Genomic DNA, 17,817 nt, shown 5'->3' with positions numbered 1-17,817 from the left:
TAAACAGTGAACCGCCCAACGTCTGCTCAATCGGTCGCCAATTTGCTCGGTCAACCCGAGGGCCCACTTAAGGCGCTCCTCGACCGGCTGGCTCTTCTTGAGGGCATGGACCTTAACCTACAGCCCCTGCTGCCCGCAAGCCTTCGCGGCCATTGCCGTGTCACCGCCGTGGACGGCGTCACACTCGAGGTCACCGCCCGCCAAGCCGCCGTGGCGACCCGGCTCCGCTATCTTGTGCCGCAGCTGCTGTCCGGACTCCATAGCTGCGGTTATCCGCAGCTGCAGCAGATCCGGGTTCGGGTATTGCCGCCAAGCTGAGTGTTTTTTGTTCAATTGCACCGAACTGAACAGAGTGTAGGCCGGATTTAAGCCATGCAGCGTTGCCGGCCCGCACAATCACACTGTGACCGCAGCCACAACTCAGGCGGTCAAATCAGCGAGCACGAATACCCTCCCGCCGCGCGGCGCCGTTTCAGACGTTGCCAGCGCCAGACCATCCGGCTGCCCTGAAATCCGAATACCTGAAACCCGAATTCCTGAAATCGGAAGACAAACAGCCGAAAGCCGGGCGAGGCCCGGCTTTCGGTTACTGCTGGAGAACGCTGGACAATTAACCGGCGGCCAGTACCGGGTTCATGATGTAGGAAATTGGCGCCGTGCTGGCTTCGTCTTCAAACGTCACCAGCTCCCAGGCATCGGCATCGGCTTTCAGCGCCCGCAGCAGCTGATTGTTCAGGGCGTGCCCGGATTTGTGGGCGCGGAAGGCACCGATCAGGCTATGGCCCATCAGGTACAGATCGCCGATGGCGTCGAGAATCTTGTGTTTGACGAACTCGTCTTCGTAACGCAGACCGCCTTCATTGAGGATGCGGTACTCGTCCAGGACAATGGCGTTTTCCATCGAACCGCCCAGCGCCAGGTTCTTAGAGCGCAGGTATTCGATGTCATTCATGAAGCCAAAGGTCCGGGCCCGGCTGACTTCCTTGACGAAAGAGGTCGACGACAGATCGACCAGCGCCCGTTGCACGGTGTTTTGCAGGACCGGGTGATTGAAATCAATGGAGAAGTCGATTTTGAAGCCGTCGAACGGTTCAAAGGCAGCCAATTTGTCGCCGTCACGGACTTCGATTTTCTTCTTGATGCGGACAAAACGCTTGGCCGCGTTCAACTCTTCGACACCCGCAGACTGAATCAGGAACACGAACGGACCGGACGAGCCGTCCATGATCGGAATTTCCTGGGCGCTGACTTCAATGTAGGCGTTATCGATACCGAGCCCGGCCATCGCAGCCAGCAGGTGTTCGACGGTCGAAATCCGCACCCCATCCTTGACCAGACAGGTCGACATGGTGGTTTCGCCGACGTTTTCCGGCATCGCGGTAATTTCCACGACCGGGTCCAAATCCACCCGGCGAAACACGATGCCGGTATTGGCCGGCGCCGGACGCAAGGTCAGGTACACCTTTTCACCGCTATGCAGACCGACGCCAGTGGCGCGGATGGCGGTGCGCAGGGTACGTTGCTTGATCATGCTTCAATGTGCTCCTGAATCAGGTCGGCATTCTAGGCACCGACCGACGCCCGGAGTTCCTTCTTCGCTCGCATCCGGTTCCGGAGGCGACAACCCGCGGCAGCGGGGAGGTCCATCAAATGACTGCGCCAGACGCTAAACAAAGGCGCTGACACTACCGGCCAGGCCCGACAATCCGGCTGGCTGGTCAAAAGGTGTGCAATTCCACACTGCTCGGGCCAGCAAGTCAAGTTGACTTATGACCTGTACCAGTTATCGCAGCGATAGACGCCACGGCGATAGCGGCCAACCCGAGAAGCCTTTCTTCCTTTACCAGCAGCGTACAAGTCCGGGCCACAGCCACCACCGCCCACCCCGGCAAAGGGGGGGCCTTGATGGGCGGCGGCAGCATCGGGACCGGACTCGCAGTGCCGATTCGGCTCAGTCCGCCTGCTTGCGCAGGAAGGCCGGAATGTCCAGATAGTCCAGATCCGAACCGGCAGCCATCCGCATCGGCTGCTGGCTCGCACTGCCGTTGTTGCGCATGGCGGTCGGCCGCTCCAGTTCCTTGTAATTGACGGCACTCTCGACCGGCCGCTGATTCGCCTGCTGCTGTTGGTGTTGCTGCACCAGTCGCACCGGCTTGTCATCCATAGGCGCCGCCGCACTGGCATGCAATCCAAGACCAGTGGCAACAACCGTCACGCGCATTTCATCGCCGAGGCTGTTGTCCAGTGCCGTGCCGATTTTCACCGACGCGTCGGCGGCAGCGAAACTTTGCAGCACGTTGCCGACTTCCTCGTATTCATCGATCAGCATGTCTTCGCTGGCGGTGATGTTGACCAGAATGCCGCGCGCGCCAGCCAGATTGACGTCTTCCAGCAGCGGGCTGCGCACTGCCAATTCGGCGGCCCGACGAGCACGACCTTCACCGGCGGCAACACCCGAACCCATCATCGCCATGCCCTGCTCGGCCATCACGGTACGCACGTCAGCAAAGTCAGTGCCGATGAAACCCGGACGGGTAATCAGATCGGCAATGCCTTGCACCGCGCCACGCAGCACGGCATCGGCGTTGCGGAACGCTTCGGTCATTTTGGCGCCGCCGTAAACGGCCAGCACTTTGTCGTTCGGAATCACGATCAGGCTGTCGACCGCCTTGCGCAATTCGGTGATACCGCAATCGGCAACCTGCGCGCGCTTGTTCATTTCAAACTTGAACGGCCGGGTCACAATCGCAACGGTCAGGATGCCCATGTCTTTGGCAATTTGCGCAACAACCGGCGCCGCGCCAGTGCCGGTACCGCCGCCCATGCCAGCGGTGATGAACACCATGTCGGCGCCTTGCAGCATGTCCTGAATGCGCGACTTCTCTTCCAACGCGGCCTGCTTGCCGATTTCCGGATTTGAGCCGGCGCCCAGACCTTTGGTCAGATTGGAACCGAGCTGCACCGTGAAGCGAGCTTTCGACTGCTTCAGTGCCTTGCCGTCGGTATTGGCGGCAATGAACTCGACGCCTTCGATGTTGGCGTCAACCATGTGGTTGATGGCGTTGCCACCACCACCACCAACGCCAACCACTTTGATCACCGCGTTGTCGGCGGCGTTTTCCAACAGTTCAAATGTCAATGCCATGATTACGTTCCCCTTTTTATTCATCCGTTTCCGGATGCTTCAGTCACTGCATGTTGTTGCTGCCAACCGCTACTGCCTGTAGCCGCAACAGCCCTTGCAACTCATCACGTGTTTCACAAAATAAAGAAATCAAAAACCGCTAAACCACTTTTTCATTTTTGTCAGCAAACTGCCAAAACTGTCGTCACCGCTGCTGCTGCTGCGCGGCATCGACAACTGTTGCTTGCCATACATCAGCAAACCCACGCCGGTGGCGTAAATCGGATTGCGCACCACTTCCGACAAGCCCGACACATACTGCGGCACACCAAGGCGCACCGGCACATGGAAGACTTCTTCAGCCAACTCAATAACGCCCTGCATCTTGGCGGCACCACCCGTCAGCACGATGCCGGAAGCAATCAGCTCTTCAAAACCGCTGCGCCGCAGTTCGGCCTGCACCAGCTGGAACAGCTCTTCGTAGCGCTGCTCGACCACATCGGCCAGAATCTGCCGGCTCAACCGGCGCGGCTCGCGCTCACCCATGCCCGGCACTTCGATGGTGTCGTCAAGCGAGGTCAGCTGTTTCAGCGCGCAGGCATATTTGACCTTGATCTCTTCGGCATGCTGGGTCGGGGTGCGCAGGGCCACCGCAATGTCATTGGTAACCTGATCACCGGCAATCGGAATCACATGGGTGTGGCGAATGGCACCACCGGTAAAAATGGCGATATCGGTGGTACCACCACCGATATCGACCAAGCACACGCCCAAATCCTTTTCGTCTTCGGTCAGCACGGCATAGCTCGATGCCACTTGCTCGAGAATGATTTCATCCACTTCCAGGCCACAGCGACGCACACATTTGACAATGTTCTGCGCGGCACTGACTGCGCCCGTCACGATGTGAACCTTGGCTTCCAGCCGGACGCCGGACATGCCAACCGGCTCCCGAATGCCTTCCTGGTTGTCGATGATGAATTCCTGCGGCAGCACATGCAGGATTTTCTGATCGGCCGGAATCGCCACCGCCCGCGCGGCGTCAATCACCCGCAGAACGTCGTCATAAGTCACTTCCTGTTCGCGGATGGCAACAATGCCGTGCGAATTCAGGCTGCGAACATGCGAACCGGCAATACCGGTGTAAACCGAGTGAATTTCGCAGCCAGCCATCAGCGCCGCCTCTTCGACTGCGCGCTGAATCGATTGCACGGTCGATTCGATATTGACCACGACGCCCTTCTTCAGGCCGCGCGACGGATGCGAACCCAGGCCGATGATCTGGATATCCCCTTCCGGCGAAATTTCACCGACGATGGCAACGACTTTGGAGGTGCCGATATCCAAGCCGACAATCAGTTTTTTATCTGTCATTTTTACCATCTTGGTTCTCGTTGCTTCCTGTCACAAGACTGCCGGTAACCAGAATCGTCATTACCGGAATTCCTGCCCAATTCCACTGCAGCGCCACCGCATCCAGCCCGCCAGTGGCACCGCTTACAAACCTGCCGTCTTGCTATTGGTCATTTTCTCGGTCTGCGGCCAGGCCACGGCAAAACCGGTGTCGTAGCGCAAATCGATATAAGTCGGGACATTGCCATCGGCGACCAGACCTGGATACAAACTCATGAACCGCTGCAGGCGACCGTCCCAGTCGTCGCGACCAAACATCAGCTGCAATTTGTTGTTCAGTGTCATCATCAGCGCACCGCGACCATTCAAGTCCAGCTCGACGATGGTCAGGCCGAGCGGTTTCAATTGGTCGTTGCCGCCAACAAATTGCGCAACCGCCTGCTCGAGCTGGCCATGACTGCTGCGCAGCAAAGCCAAATGACCAAATGCCGCAACATTGGCTGGCGCGTATGGATTGCCGTCGGTGTCGATCAATTCATCCTGATTCAGCCGCAGCCACGGTGTCCGTTCAACAACCGTCACTTGCAGTTCGCCCGGGTACACCCGCCGCAAACTGACCGACTTGACCCACGGCAGCGCCGCAACCCGCTCATGCAATTGCCGCAAATCAAGTGCCGCCAGTGTCATGCCGGCCTGCACTTGCATGGCTGCCAGCACTTCCGCCGATTTGACCTGACGCATCGCGCCTTCTACTCGCACCCGCTGCAACTGCCAGCTGTCACTGTCGCGATAGCGTTGCTGCAGCGTCAGCACCAGTACCGTGGCACCAATCAACAGCAACAAGGCCGAAACAAACGGCAATACCGTCTTCAGCCGCTGCGTGAGCGGAATCTGTTCGGTCGTCTTGCGCGTTGCCTGGGCCATGGTCTTGCCCTCACTGCGCCAATGTCGGCAGCAGAATCTGCTGCACCAACTGCTCGAAACTCATGCCGGCCACTTTCGCCGCTTTCGGCACCAGACTGGTTTCCGTCATGCCCGGCACCGTGTTCACTTCCAGCACATAGAACTGCTGGTTGCTGCCATCACGCATCACGTCAACCCGGCTCCAACCTTTGCAGCCGAGCGAATCGAACGCCCATTTCGCCAACGCCCCAAGCTCGGCTTCATCGGCGGCCGACAGACCACTCGGGCAGTGATACTGAGTCGTGCCACCACTGTGGTACTTGGCCTGGTAATCGTAAAAATCGCGCGGCGTTTCCATCGAAATGCTCGGCAGCACTTCATCACCGACAATACCGACGGTGTATTCCGGGCCGCTGACGAAACGCTCGACGATCACGCTCGCGTCGTACTTCAATGCTTCGATCACCGCTTGCTGCAATTCGATGGCCGTCCGCACCTTGGCCATGCCGACACTGGAACCTTCATGCGCCGGTTTGACCATCAAGATCGGTCCGAGCTTGGCAAACACCGCTTGCGCGTCGGTCTCGGTTGCGACCATCGCGGCAGTCACCATCTGAAACGGTGGCGTCGACAAGCCAATGCCCTGCCACAATTGCTTGGCGCGCATCTTGTCCATCGCCAATGCCGACGCACCAACACCTGAACCGGTACAGGGCAAACCCAGCAATTGCAATGCGCCTTGCAGTTGACCGTCTTCACCGCCACGGCCGTGCACGGCATTCCAGACCCGGGCATAGCCGCCGGTCTTCAGGGTCTGCAAAAAATCACCGACGGCATCAATGCCATGAGCGTCAACACCGCTGCGCTGCAAGGCTTCCAGCACGGCCTTGCCGGAACGCAAACTGACGTCGCGCTCAGCGGACGTGCCGCCGAACAGCACGGCGACTTTGCCGAACGCTGCCGGAGCCGGCAGCGCTGGCCGATTCATTTGAGCCTGACTCACTTGCTACTCCAGACGTTTTTCAACGCGACAAAATCCAGTTTCTCGGCTGCCAGTTGTTTGGCAATGCCACCGATATCGCCGGCACCTTGGGTCAACAACAAATCCCCTTCGCGCAGGATATTGGCCAACACATCGGGCAACTCGCCTTTGTGCTCGATGAAAATCGGGTCGATGCGGCCGCGGGCACGAATGCTGCGACACAGCGAGCGACTGTCGGCGCCTGCGATTGGCGTTTCGCCAGCGGCATACACTTCCATCAGCAACAAGGCATCGGTCTCCGACAGCACCTGCGCAAAGTCTTCATACAGATCACGGGTACGGGTGTAGCGATGCGGCTGATAAATCATCACCAGCCGGCGTTCCGGCCAGTTTGCCCGCACCGCCTTGATCACCGCCGACACTTCGCGTGGATGGTGGCCGTAGTCATCCACCAGCCAAACCTTGCCATTACTGGTGGCGTGCTCGCCGTGTGACTGGAAGCGACGACCGACGCCCTTGAACTGACTCAGCGCCCGCACAATCGCGTCGTCACTGACACCTTCTTCGGTCGCAATCGCAATGGCGGCGAGCGCATTCAGCACGTTGTGCCGGCCGGGCAAATTCAGCGTCACGGCCAGCGGCGCGCTGTGGCCACGGCGATGCACCAGAAATTGACTGCGGCCCTGCTCCTGCTCGACCGCGCTGGCGCGGACATCGGCATCGTCATCAAACCCGTAAGTGGTCACCGGCCGGGTGATACGCGGCAGGATTTCCCGCACGTTCTCATCGTCGGTACAGAGGACTGCCAGTCCGTAGAACGGCAGATTGTGCAGAAACTCGACGAAGACATTTTTCAGTTCTTCGAAATCACCCTTGTAGGTATCCATGTGATCGGCATCGATATTGGTGACGACGGCCACCATCGGTTGCAGATGCAGGAACGAGGCATCACTTTCATCGGCTTCGGCCACCAGATAGCGGCTGCTGCCAAGCCGGGCATTGGTGCCGGCGCTGTTGAGCAGGCCGCCGATGACGAAGGTCGGATCCAGATTGCCTTCGGCCATGACCGAGGCCAGCAAACTCGTTGTGGTGGTTTTGCCGTGCGTGCCGGCCACCGCGATGCCATGACGAAAGCGCATCAGCTCGGCGAGCATTTCCGCCCGCGGCACCACCGGAATCCGGTTGGCACGCGCCGCCAGCAATTCTTCGTTGTCCGGTTTGATGGCCGTTGAAATCACCACCACATCAGAGCCGGTGACATTGCTGTCGACATGACCACGAAATACGGTTGCACCGAGCTGCTTCAGCCGCTGCGTCACCGCGTTGTCAGCCACATCCGAACCCGAGACCTGATAGCCCTGATTCAGCAGCACTTCGGCGATGCCACCCATGCCGGCGCCGCCGATGCCAATAAAATGAATGCGTCGGATCCGGCGCATTTCCGGCACGTTGTAAGTACCGTTAGCCATTGCCGTTACTCCGCGTCGAAAAGTTGTTGCTTGAATGATCGTTGTTTGAACGGTCATCGTCTTGTTTCATCTTCAGCAATTGCTCGCAAACCGCAGCGACCTGTTCGGCCGCATCGGTAATGGCCGCCGCACGTGCGGCTTGCGCCGTGCGCTGCAGCAGCGCGCGATCAGCAGCCAGGGTTTGCAAACGTGTCGCCAGCGTTGCCTCGGTCAGCTCGTTTTGCGGCAATAACCAGGCGGCATTGCGTTCACTGAGGTAGCGGGCATTCGCGGTCTGGTGATCATCGACCGCATGCGGATACGGAACGAAAATGGCGGGCACGCCGACCGCGGCAATTTCTGACACTGTCAATGCGCCGGCCCGGCAAATCACCACATCCGCCCAACTGTAAGCAGCAGCCATGTCGTCAATGAACTCACTGACCTTGACGTCCGCGCGCGAGCCATAGCGCTGCGCGGTGACGCTGTGCTGACCACGGCCAGTCTGATGCCAGACTTCCATTGCAGCCGTTGTCTGAGCGAGCGCCGACGGTACCGTTTCATTGAGCACGGCAGCGCCGCGACTGCCGCCGATCACCAACACCCGCAGCGCCCCGCTGCGCTCGGCAAAACGCGCCACCGGCTCAGCAAGTTGCAGCAACTCCTTGCGCACGGGGTTGCCAACAGCGCGCACCGAACGCGTGGCAAATGCTTGCGGAAATGCCGCCAGCACAACCGTGGCAACGCGTGCCAACCATTTGTTGGTCATGCCGGCGACGGCGTTCTGTTCGTGTATCACCAGCGCGCGTCCAGTCAGCCGCGCCATCAGACCACCGGGACCGCTGGCAAAGCCGCCCATGCCGAGCACCACATCGGCATTCGTTTGCTGCAGCACTTTGCGCGCAGCCAGCAATGCCGACAGCAACCGTAGCGGTGCCGTCACCAGCGCAGCGATACCTTTGCCACGCAGGCCACTGATGGCGAGCAGATGCAGCGGAATATTCCGCGCTGGCACCAGCTGTTCTTCGAGACCACCGTGGCTGCCCAGCCACTCGATGCGCCAACCGCGGCCACGCAGCACTTCCGCCACGGCGAGGCCGGGGAAAATATGGCCGCCGGTACCACCGGCAGCAATCAGCAGGCAAGGCGCGGTCATGACGGCACCTCTTCTGCAGTTGCATTGTTGCTGACGTTGTCCGCGCCCACTGACTGCCGCAGCCGTTCCGGCCGGACATTGCGGCCAACGCCGGCACGCAAGCGGCGCTCAAAATCCACTCGCAGCACAAAGGCAATGGCGACCACGGTAACGATCAACGCATTGCCGCCATAGCTGATGAAAGGCAAGGTCAACCCTTTGGTCGGCAGCGCGCCGCTGGCGACACCAATGTTGATCAGCGCCTGCAAGGCAAACCAGGTTGCGATGCCGACGCAGGCGTAGGCCGAGAAGGCCATTTCCGCTTTCAGCGCCAGTTGCGCGACCCGCAGGATGCGCAGCACCAACAAGGCAAACAGCGTCAACACGACTGCCACACCGACCAGACCAAACTCTTCGGCAAACACCGCAAAAACAAAATCGGTGTGCGCTTCCGGCAGGTAGGCCAATTTCTGCAAGCTGTTGCCGAGCCCCTGCCCCCACCACTCACCGCGTCCGAACGCGATCAGCGACTGGGTCAACTGGTAGCCGCTGCCATACGGATCGGCCCACGGATCCAAAAATGTTTTCAGCCGCGCCAAGCGGTATTCCGCCGACAGCGCCACCACCGCCAGCACCGAACCGGCCACCAGACAAAGCGCGGCAAACTGCCAGACTTTGGCGCCGGCCAGAAACATCATCGCGAGACAGGTCGCCATGATCACGACGCTGGCACCGTAATCCGGTTCCAACAGCAACAGAAATGCAGTGAAGCCCAGAATCAGCAGCGGCCGGAAGAATCCTTCGAAACGGGTGCGCAGCAACTCGTTGCGGCGTTGCAGATAATCAGCCAGATAAATGATGACGAACAGCTTGGCCAGTTCCGAAACCTGGACGGTGAAAACGCCGGCGCCGAGCCAGCGCTTGGCGCCGTTGATTTCGCGACCAAGAATCAGCACCAACACCAGCATCACCAGACAGGCCACCAGCAGGTGCATGGCGATTTTCTGCCAGTCGGTGCTCGGCCGGGTCAACACCACGGCCGCGAAGGCGCCACCGATGCTCAGGTAAACCAGATGACGCAGAACAAAATAGAAACCGTTGCCGTTGCGCTCCATCGCGAACGGCAGCGAGCTGGATGCAACCATCAGAATGCCGAGCGCCAGCAGCAGCACAGTCAAACCGGCCAGCCAGCGATCGAACAGCACCGGAGACTTGCCCGCATCATGCTGGAACAGGGACTTGAGTCGAGCGGTCAGGGTCGCATTCATGGTCGAACTCATGGCAGCAACTCAACGGCACGCGCGAACCGATCGCCACGCTCTTCGTAATTGCGGAACATGTCGAGCGATGCACAGGCTGGCGACAGCAATACCGCATCGCCGGGTTCGGCCAGTGCGGCCGCAGCGGTAACGGCCTCTTCGATGCTGTCGACAAATTCCTGCGTCACCGAATCCGGTACCACCGCCGAGACGCGCTCGGCATCGCGACCGAGCAGCACCACAGCGCGAGCGTAGTGGGCCAGCGCCGAGGTCAGCGGCAGCAAATCCTGACCCTTGGCATCGCCGCCCGCGATCATTACCAGCTTGCCGGTAATGACCGGACCAATACCGCTGATCGCTGCCAGCGCAGCGCCGACATTGGTAGCTTTCGAATCGTTGTAATAGCGCACACTGGCGTGTTCACGCACCAGCACGCAGCGATGAGGCAAGCCCTTGAAGCTGCGCAAACCGTCACGCATTTTTTCGGCTTTGACGCCAACCGCTTCGCACAGCGCCACCGCCGCCAGCACATTGGCGGCGTTGTGTTCACCCTGAATCGGCAAATGTTCCAAATCAGCAAACGCCTGCTCACCGACAGTCAACCAGCGCCGGCCGTTGAGATGTTCAACCCGGTATTCGGCATTGCTGTGATGAATGGCAAACGCCACGTGCCGGTGGGCCCGATCAAAATCACGGCGGGTTTCCCGATCATCGGCATTGAATACCGCAACATTGGCGTGGTGATAAATGCGGGCTTTGGCTTCGGCGTAGGCGGTCAGCGACGCGTAGCGATCCATGTGATCTTCGCTGATGTTCAGCACTGTGGCAGCGGCCGCACGCAGGCCGTAAGTGGTCTCCAGCTGGAAGCTGGACAGTTCCAGCACGTAATAATCCGGCACCGGCTGCTCCAGCAGATCCAGCACCGGGGTACCGATGTTGCCGCCGACCAGCGCCCGCTTGCCGGCCTGATTCAACAAATGGCCGGTCAGCATGGTGACCGTGCTCTTGCCGTTGGAGCCGGTGATGGCAATGATCGGCGCCCGCGCCACCTGGACAAACAATTCGATATCGCCGATGACCTGAGCACCACGGCTGCGCGCAGCGGCGATTGCCGGTTCCGCCAGCGCCAGTCCCGGCGACAGTACGATCACCTCGGCCTTTGCCAGCAGCTCAGCATCCAGCGCACCAAATTTGCATTCGGCATCTGGCGCAATCTCCCGCAACTGATCAACGCCCGGCGGTTGTGCCCGGGTATCGGTCACGGCAAACGCAACGCCGCGGCTGCGCAAATAGCGCGCAACCGAGATCCCGGTCTTGCCCAGACCGGCGATCACATGAAAGCGACGTGCATCGACCATAACGCTTATCCTTAGCGCAGTTTCAGCGTGGCCAAACCGGCCAGCACCAGAATCACGGTAATAATCCAGAACCGGACAATAACCCGCGGTTCCGGCCAGCCTTTCAATTCAAAATGGTGATGAATCGGCGCCATCCGGAACACCCGGCGGCCGGTCAATTTGAACGACGCGACCTGCACTATCACCGACACCGTTTCCATGACGAACACACCGCCCATCACGAACAGCACCAGCTCTTGCCGGACCAGCACCGCAACCGTGCCAAGCGCCGCACCGAGTGCCAGCGCGCCGACATCGCCCATGAACACCATGGCCGGATAAGTGTTGAACCAGAGGAAACCCAAGCCCGCGCCGACAATCGCGCCGCAGAACACCGCCACTTCACCAACGCCGTGGACGTAGGGAATCTGCAGGTATTCTGCAAACACCGTATTGCCGGTCACATAGGCAAACACCGCCAGCGCGCCGGCGACCATCACGGTCGGGACAATGGCCAACCCATCGAGACCATCGGTCAAGTTGACCGCATTACTGGTGCCAACAATGACGAAATAGGTCAGCAACACGTAACCGAGTCCGAGCGGCAGCAACACGCCCTTGAAGAACGGAATGATCAAGGTGGTTTCGGCAGCGCTGCCGGCATGCAGATAGAGATAAATGGCCGCGGCAACGCCGACTACCGATTGCCAGAGATATTTCCAGCGGGCAATCAGGCCTTTCGGATCCTTGCGCACCAGCTTGATGTAATCGTCAGCAAAACCGACGGCGCCAAATCCGAGCGTGACCAGCAGCACCACCCAGACAAAACGATTGTTCAGATTGGCCCACAGCAGCGTGCTGAGCGCGATCGCCACCAGAATCAGAGTGCCGCCCATGGTTGGCGTACCGGATTTGCTCAGGTGCGTTTGCGGGCCGTCTTTGCGCACGGTTTGGCCGACTTGATAATGGCGCAACCAGGCGATCATTTTCGGCCCGACGATCAAGGAGATCGCCAGCGAGGTCAGCACGCCGAGAATGGTCCGGAACGTCAGGTAACCAAAGACGTTGAAGCCGTGGTAGTACTGTTCAAGGTATTGCGTGAGCCACAGAAGCATCAGTGCATCTCCCCATGATCTTTGTCGTTGTTGGGAGTTGAAAGAGCAGAAACAACGCGCTCCATGCGTGCACTGCGTGAACCCTTGACCAGCACCACATGGGTGGCAGTCAAGGCAGTCTGGAGTGCCACCAGCAGCGGCTCCAGTTCGAGAAAATGCTGGCCACCGGCGCCAAACGCGGCGCTGGTTTCCGCACTCAGTTTGCCGAGGCTGTACAGCGCGGCAAGGCGCTTCTCACGGGCATAACGGCCGACCTCGGCATGAATGGCGGCGGCTTCGGCACCCAGTTCACCCATATCGCCAAGCACCAGCACCGGCTGCCCCGGCAAACTGACCAACAGATCAATCGCCGCTTTGACCGATTCCAGATTGGCGTTGTAGGTGTCATCAATCAGCGCGGCGCCGCTGCGCGTTTGTTTGCGCACCAGACGGCCGCCGACAACCGGGGTTTCCTGCAAACCTTTGGCAATCCGCGCCAACGGCAGACCGAGCGCTTCACCAACACCGGCAGCAGCCAACGCATTCATGACATTGTGCTGACCGGGCACCGGCAATTGCACCGCCACTTGACCACGCGGCGTCACCAAGGTGAAACGGGCACAGGCGGCACTGTCGAGGACAATATTTTCAGCGCGAATATCCGCTGCCGGCGTCGAACCGAAGCCCAGCGTTTTGCGCGAGCCGATTGCCGCCCGCAGTATCGGTTGATGAAGGGCATCCTGGTTCAGCACCGCGCAACCATTGGTCGGCAAGGCAGCAAAAATTTCACTCTTGGCGCGGGCCACGCCTTCGATGGAGCCAAAGCCTTCCAGATGCGCGGCACCAATGAGAGTAATGGCCGCGACGCTGGGCTCGGCGATCGCCGCGCAATAGGCAATTTCACCAGCGTGATTGGCGCCCATTTCGATCACGGCGTAGCGATGGCTGGGTTGCAACCGAAACAGCGTCAGCGGTACACCGATGTCATTGTTAAGATTGCCTTGGGTCGCCAAGGTCTCGCCGTCCTGACGCAGAATGCTGGCGATCATTTCCTTGACCGTGGTTTTGCCGGCGCTGCCGGTCAAACCGACAACCGTGGCAGCGCAGCGGCGACGCCAGGCGCGCGCCAAATCACCGAGTGCGCGCCGGGTATCGGCCACCACGATCTGTGGTACTGACAGCGGCAACACTCGCTCGACCAGCAGCGCGATCGCGCCGCCGGCGATCGCGCCGGCGGCAAATTCATGGGCATCAAACCGCTCACCGCGCAGCGCCACAAACAGCGATGCCGGCACCGGTTGCCGGGAATCGGTGTTGACTGCGCGCACGTGCATTTCGCTGGCCGCATCAGCGCCGTGCAGCTGGCCGCTGGTCGCGGCGGCGATGTCACGCAATTGCATGTCCATCAGCGCCGCGCTCCCTGCAGGTTCTGCAACAAGGTTTGCACTACGGCCACTTCCGAATACGGCGTGCGCTGGCCATTGGCTTCGACATAGGCTTCATGCCCCTTGCCGGCCAACAACAAGGCATCACCGGCCTGCAACTCAGCCAACACGGTGGCGATGGCCTGCTGGCGATCGGCAATGAAACGAACGCCTGCACCGGCTTTCATGCCAGCACGAATGTCATTGGCGATGGCCAGCGGCGCTTCCGAACGCGGATTGTCATTGCTCAGCACCACATCGTCGGCAAAGCGTTCCGCGATGGCGCCCATTTCCGGCCGCTTGCCTTTGTCGCGATCACCGCCGCAACCAAACACGACGGCAACTTTGCCGTGGCAATGCAGGCGCAGCGCCATCAGCGCTTTTTCCAGCGCATCCGGGGTGTGGGCGTAATCGACCACGACCAGCGGTTGCTCGCCGCCACCAAACCGTTCCATCCGGCCAGCGATTGGCTGCACCGTACCGAGCACGCCGGCAACCTCATCGAGCGAAAAACCGTTGGCGCAAAGCGCGGTCAGCGCCGCCAGCAAATTGCTCAGGTTGAATTCGCCGAGCAGCGGGCTTTGCAGCAGCTTGCGCCCCCAAGGCGTGACGATTTCGGCCAGAATGCCGTCGCTGCTGTAGTGAATGCGTTCGGCGTGCACGCTGCCCGCGATGCCGGCAATGGCATGCGCGCGAACACCGTAGGAATATTTGCTGGCGGTAATGGCGGGATCGGCCAGCAGTTCGCGACCAAATTCGTCATCGGCATTGATCACCGCGTGCTGCAGCGCCGGCCAGACAAACAGCCGACGTTTGGCGGCGCCGTAGGCGGCCATGGTGCCGTGGTAATCGAGGTGATCGCGGGTCAGATTGGTGAAAATCGCGGTGCGGAAATGCAGCGCCTCGACCCGGCCCTGATCCAGACCATGTGAAGACACTTCCATTGCCGCCGCGCGGGCACCTTGTTTCAGACCTTCGGCCAGCAGCCGTTGCAAAGCGATGGCATCAGGCGTTGTGTGCCGACCCGGTTGCAATTCGCCAAACAAGCCATAGCCGAGCGTACCGAGCACGAAGGTCGGTCCGGTCAGCCGGGTCAGTGCGGCGGCCAGCAACTGGCTGGTAGTAGTCTTACCATTGGTGCCGGTTACCGCGTAAAGCGGCATCGCGGCACTGGCATCGTCGTAGGTTTTTGCGGCCAGTGCCGACACCCGCATACGCAGATTGGGCACGGCGATCAAACGTTCGTCACCGTTGGCGGTTTCCGTCAATGCGGCGACCGCGCCACGCGCAAACGCGTCGGCAATAAATTTGCGACCATCAGTGGCGGTGCCGGCCAGGGCAATGAAGATGTCACCAAACTGGACATCACGACTGTCCAGCGTCAGCCGGGTAACCGGAATCGCCGCCATGCTGGCGGACACCTGCACCGATTCGCCAGCCAGCAATTGCTGTAGCGTCAGGGTCACTTTTGATTCAGACATCGTGACCTCCTGCTGGTGTTGAAATCTGCGCGGAAATTTTTGCTGAAGTTTGTGCGGGTGCGCGGACCGGCGCGGGCGCAGAGCTGACCACATTCGGTTGGCTCGCGCGTGCTTGCTGCTGGCCGACGCGAACCGCCGACTTGTCATCCGGTGCGACATTGATGAGACGTAGCGCCTGATCCATCACGGCGCTGAAGACCGGCGCCGCGATATCGCCACCGTAGTATTTGTCACCGCTCGGCTCATCCACCACCACCACCATGACCAGGCGTGGATTCTCACAGGGCGCAATGCCGGCAAACACCGAGAAATAATCGTCGCTGTAGCCACCGGCCACGGCCTTGTGCACGGTGCCGGTCTTGCCCGATACGCAATAGCCGCCAACTTTGGCGCGCTTGCCGGTGCCACCATCGGTGATCACTTCGCGCATCATCGCCAGCACTTCCTGGGTCACGTGTTCGTCAGCAACGCGCTCACCAATCACACCACCTTTGACTTTCAACATGCTTACCGGACGTTTGATACCGCCGCTGGCCAGCGTGGCGTAAGCACTGGCAATTTGCAGCGGACTGGCAGTCAAACCATAGCCATACGACGCGGTGGCCAATTCGAATTTCGACCAGCGCTTGTCCAGGTTCAGCCGGCCGGCAGTTTCGCCAGGAAACCCGGTATTCAATGGCTGACCCAGACCGAACCGCTCATAAGTGCCGAGGAATTGCTCCTTCGACAAACTGAGCGCCATTTGGGTAACGCCAATATTGCTGGATTTCTTGATCACACCGGTGACATCCAGCACGCCGTGATTGCTGGTATCTCGCACCCAGGAACCACCAACACGCAAATAACCCGGACGGGTATCGATCACGGTATGCGGTGTGTATTTGCCGGACTCGAGCGCACCGACCACCACCAACGGCTTGACCGTTGAGCCGGGCTCGAACATGTCGGTGATGGCGCGATTGCGGGTCGCGCCTTTCGGCCGGTCATTGCGCTTGTTCGGGTTGTAGGAAGGCAAATTCGCCATCGCCAGCACTTCACCGGTATTGACGTCAAGGATTACCGCCGAACCGGCGCGTGCATGCTGTTCATTGACGGTGGCGCGCAACTCGCGGAAGGTCAGGTTTTGCAAACGACCATCCAGTGCCAGCTCGATATCCTGACCCGGTTCAGCCTCCTGCAGCACGCCTTGCGACTCGACCACGCGACGCTTGCGATCCAGCAATTGCCGCTCGCTGCCCGGCGTGCCGGTCAACTGCTCATCAAACGCCCGCTCGATGCCTTCGATACCTTTTTCGTCGATGTTGGTGAAACCCACCACGTGCGCGGCCACTTCGCCGGCCGGATAGGAACGGCGATATTCACGAGTCAAATGCACGCCAGGCAGATCCAATTGCCGCACCAGCTTGGCGACCGTCGGCTCCAGTTGCCGTTTGACCCAGACGAAATGCTTCTTGGCGTTGTTCTCGACCAATTTGTTCAAGGCAGAAGTTTTCAAACCCAGCAACGCGGCCAGCTGGTGCCAAGCGGTGCCTTGGCGCAGCCCTTCGGCATCGTGCTTTTCTTTGATTTCGCGCGGGTCGATATACAGCGATGCCACTTCGATGGAGACCGCCAGCTGCTGGCCATTGCGATCCAGAATGCTGCCGCGATAGCTGGCAATGGGAGCATCGCGCAGCGCGCGCACCGCACTCTCTTTTTGCAGGAAGGAATTCTCAACCAGCTGCAGATAACCGGCGCGAACACCAAGGCCGACAAAGCCGAGTACCAGCACGCCGCCGAGGAAATAGAAACGCCAGTTGTAAACCGGATAATTGCGGCGGGTATCGGCCGTTGCCTTGGCCGCACCCGATTTGGCAGTGGCGGCACTCATTGCCTTGGCCGCCGGCATTTTTTTGGCCGGCACTGGCTTCGCCTGATCCTTGCCTGCTGCGCGGCTCATGGTTGCACCACCCGTTCATTGGCAATGCCGACCCGCTCCATGCCCAATTTTTGCGTCGCAACTGTTTCGACCCGGCCGTGCTCGGCAAGCGCGGCTTGACCCAGCTTCAGCGCGCGGTAATCGTTGTCGAGATCGTCACGCTGCTTTTCCAGCGCTTCCAATTCCGCACGTGCCATCCGGGTCTGATACGCGCTCCAGACCACGGCCAAGGCGGACAGCAAGGTCAGCAAGGCGAGCAACGCCACGGCAAAACCGACGCCGCGCAAGCTGGCCAGCAGCGCCTTCAGCAGGGAGGGCTGTTCGGTGCTGGCGTTCATGCCAACTTCTCGGCGATAAAC

15 protein-coding genes are annotated in these 17,817 nt (G+C 60.1%); 1 reads left to right on the top strand and 14 read right to left on the bottom strand.

Annotation, left to right across the window (positions count from 1 at the left end; genetic code table 11):
* The first annotated feature begins 105 nt into the window (after nt 1-105).
* Complete coding sequence (locus HPT27_RS19700; protein ID WP_407951137.1) at nt 106-318, top strand: DciA family protein; 213 nt, start codon at nt 106-108, stop codon at nt 316-318.
* Nucleotides 319-610: 292 nt separating this feature from the next.
* On the opposite strand, the gene lpxC is transcribed toward HPT27_RS19700, so the two are convergent.
* From lpxC to ftsL, 14 genes are all read right to left on the bottom strand, one after another.
* The gene (gene lpxC, locus HPT27_RS08285; protein ID WP_172241587.1) at nt 611-1,531 is read right to left on the bottom strand and encodes a UDP-3-O-acyl-N-acetylglucosamine deacetylase; all 921 of its coding nucleotides are present in this window, start codon (nt 1,529-1,531) and stop codon (nt 611-613) included.
* A gap of 420 nt (nt 1,532-1,951) precedes the next feature.
* Nucleotides 1,952-3,145 (bottom strand): cell division protein FtsZ, encoded by a 1,194-nt coding sequence (ftsZ, locus tag HPT27_RS08280; protein WP_172241584.1) that lies wholly within the window; start codon nt 3,143-3,145, stop codon nt 1,952-1,954.
* Between the two features lie 129 nt (nt 3,146-3,274).
* Nucleotides 3,275-4,507, bottom strand: coding sequence for a cell division protein FtsA (gene ftsA / locus HPT27_RS08275; protein ID WP_172241581.1), 1,233 nt, complete (start codon nt 4,505-4,507; stop codon nt 3,275-3,277).
* 114 nt (nt 4,508-4,621) lie between these two features.
* Nucleotides 4,622-5,401 carry a cell division protein FtsQ/DivIB gene (locus HPT27_RS08270; protein ID WP_172241578.1) on the bottom strand — a complete coding sequence of 260 codons (780 nt, stop codon included), beginning with the start codon at nt 5,399-5,401 and terminating at the stop codon, nt 4,622-4,624.
* A gap of 10 nt (nt 5,402-5,411) precedes the next feature.
* Entirely contained in the window at nt 5,412-6,368 is a 957-nt protein-coding gene (locus tag HPT27_RS08265) for a D-alanine--D-alanine ligase (RefSeq protein ID WP_172245198.1), read from the bottom strand.
* Nucleotides 6,369-6,379: 11 nt separating this feature from the next.
* The gene (gene murC, locus HPT27_RS08260; protein WP_172241575.1) at nt 6,380-7,831 is read right to left on the bottom strand and encodes a UDP-N-acetylmuramate--L-alanine ligase; all 1,452 of its coding nucleotides are present in this window, start codon (nt 7,829-7,831) and stop codon (nt 6,380-6,382) included.
* The gene (gene murG, locus HPT27_RS08255) at nt 7,824-8,966 is read right to left on the bottom strand and encodes an undecaprenyldiphospho-muramoylpentapeptide beta-N-acetylglucosaminyltransferase (protein WP_172241572.1); all 1,143 of its coding nucleotides are present in this window, start codon (nt 8,964-8,966) and stop codon (nt 7,824-7,826) included. Before murG ends, murC begins: the two co-directional genes overlap by 8 nt.
* The gene (ftsW, locus tag HPT27_RS08250; RefSeq protein ID WP_211197902.1) at nt 8,963-10,225 is read right to left on the bottom strand and encodes a putative lipid II flippase FtsW; all 1,263 of its coding nucleotides are present in this window, start codon (nt 10,223-10,225) and stop codon (nt 8,963-8,965) included. Before ftsW ends, murG begins: the two co-directional genes overlap by 4 nt.
* Nucleotides 10,222-11,562, bottom strand: coding sequence for a UDP-N-acetylmuramoyl-L-alanine--D-glutamate ligase (murD, locus tag HPT27_RS08245; protein ID WP_211197901.1), 1,341 nt, complete (start codon nt 11,560-11,562; stop codon nt 10,222-10,224). Before murD ends, ftsW begins: the two co-directional genes overlap by 4 nt.
* Before the next feature lie 11 nt (nt 11,563-11,573).
* Nucleotides 11,574-12,656, bottom strand: a complete 1,083-nt coding sequence (gene mraY / locus HPT27_RS08240) for a phospho-N-acetylmuramoyl-pentapeptide-transferase (protein WP_172241569.1) — start codon at nt 12,654-12,656, stop codon at nt 11,574-11,576.
* Complete coding sequence (locus HPT27_RS08235) at nt 12,656-14,041, bottom strand: UDP-N-acetylmuramoyl-tripeptide--D-alanyl-D-alanine ligase (RefSeq protein ID WP_211197900.1); 1,386 nt, start codon at nt 14,039-14,041, stop codon at nt 12,656-12,658. Before HPT27_RS08235 ends, mraY begins: the two co-directional genes overlap by 1 nt.
* The gene (locus tag HPT27_RS08230; RefSeq protein ID WP_172241567.1) at nt 14,041-15,540 is read right to left on the bottom strand and encodes a UDP-N-acetylmuramoyl-L-alanyl-D-glutamate--2,6-diaminopimelate ligase; all 1,500 of its coding nucleotides are present in this window, start codon (nt 15,538-15,540) and stop codon (nt 14,041-14,043) included. Before HPT27_RS08230 ends, HPT27_RS08235 begins: the two co-directional genes overlap by 1 nt.
* Nucleotides 15,533-17,479, bottom strand: a complete 1,947-nt coding sequence (locus HPT27_RS08225) for a peptidoglycan D,D-transpeptidase FtsI family protein (RefSeq protein WP_172241565.1) — start codon at nt 17,477-17,479, stop codon at nt 15,533-15,535. Before HPT27_RS08225 ends, HPT27_RS08230 begins: the two co-directional genes overlap by 8 nt.
* Nucleotides 17,476-17,796, bottom strand: coding sequence for a cell division protein FtsL (gene ftsL, locus HPT27_RS08220; RefSeq protein ID WP_172241563.1), 321 nt, complete (start codon nt 17,794-17,796; stop codon nt 17,476-17,478). The genes HPT27_RS08225 and ftsL overlap by 4 nt, the downstream gene beginning before the upstream one ends.
* Between the last annotated feature and the right edge of the window lie 21 nt (nt 17,797-17,817).

The sequence above is a fragment of the Permianibacter fluminis genome, assembly GCF_013179735.1.
GTDB lineage: Bacteria > Pseudomonadota > Gammaproteobacteria > Enterobacterales > Permianibacteraceae > Permianibacter > Permianibacter fluminis.
The sequence above is the reverse complement of the archived record's forward strand: the minus strand, read 5'-3'. Positions and strand labels throughout refer to the sequence as shown.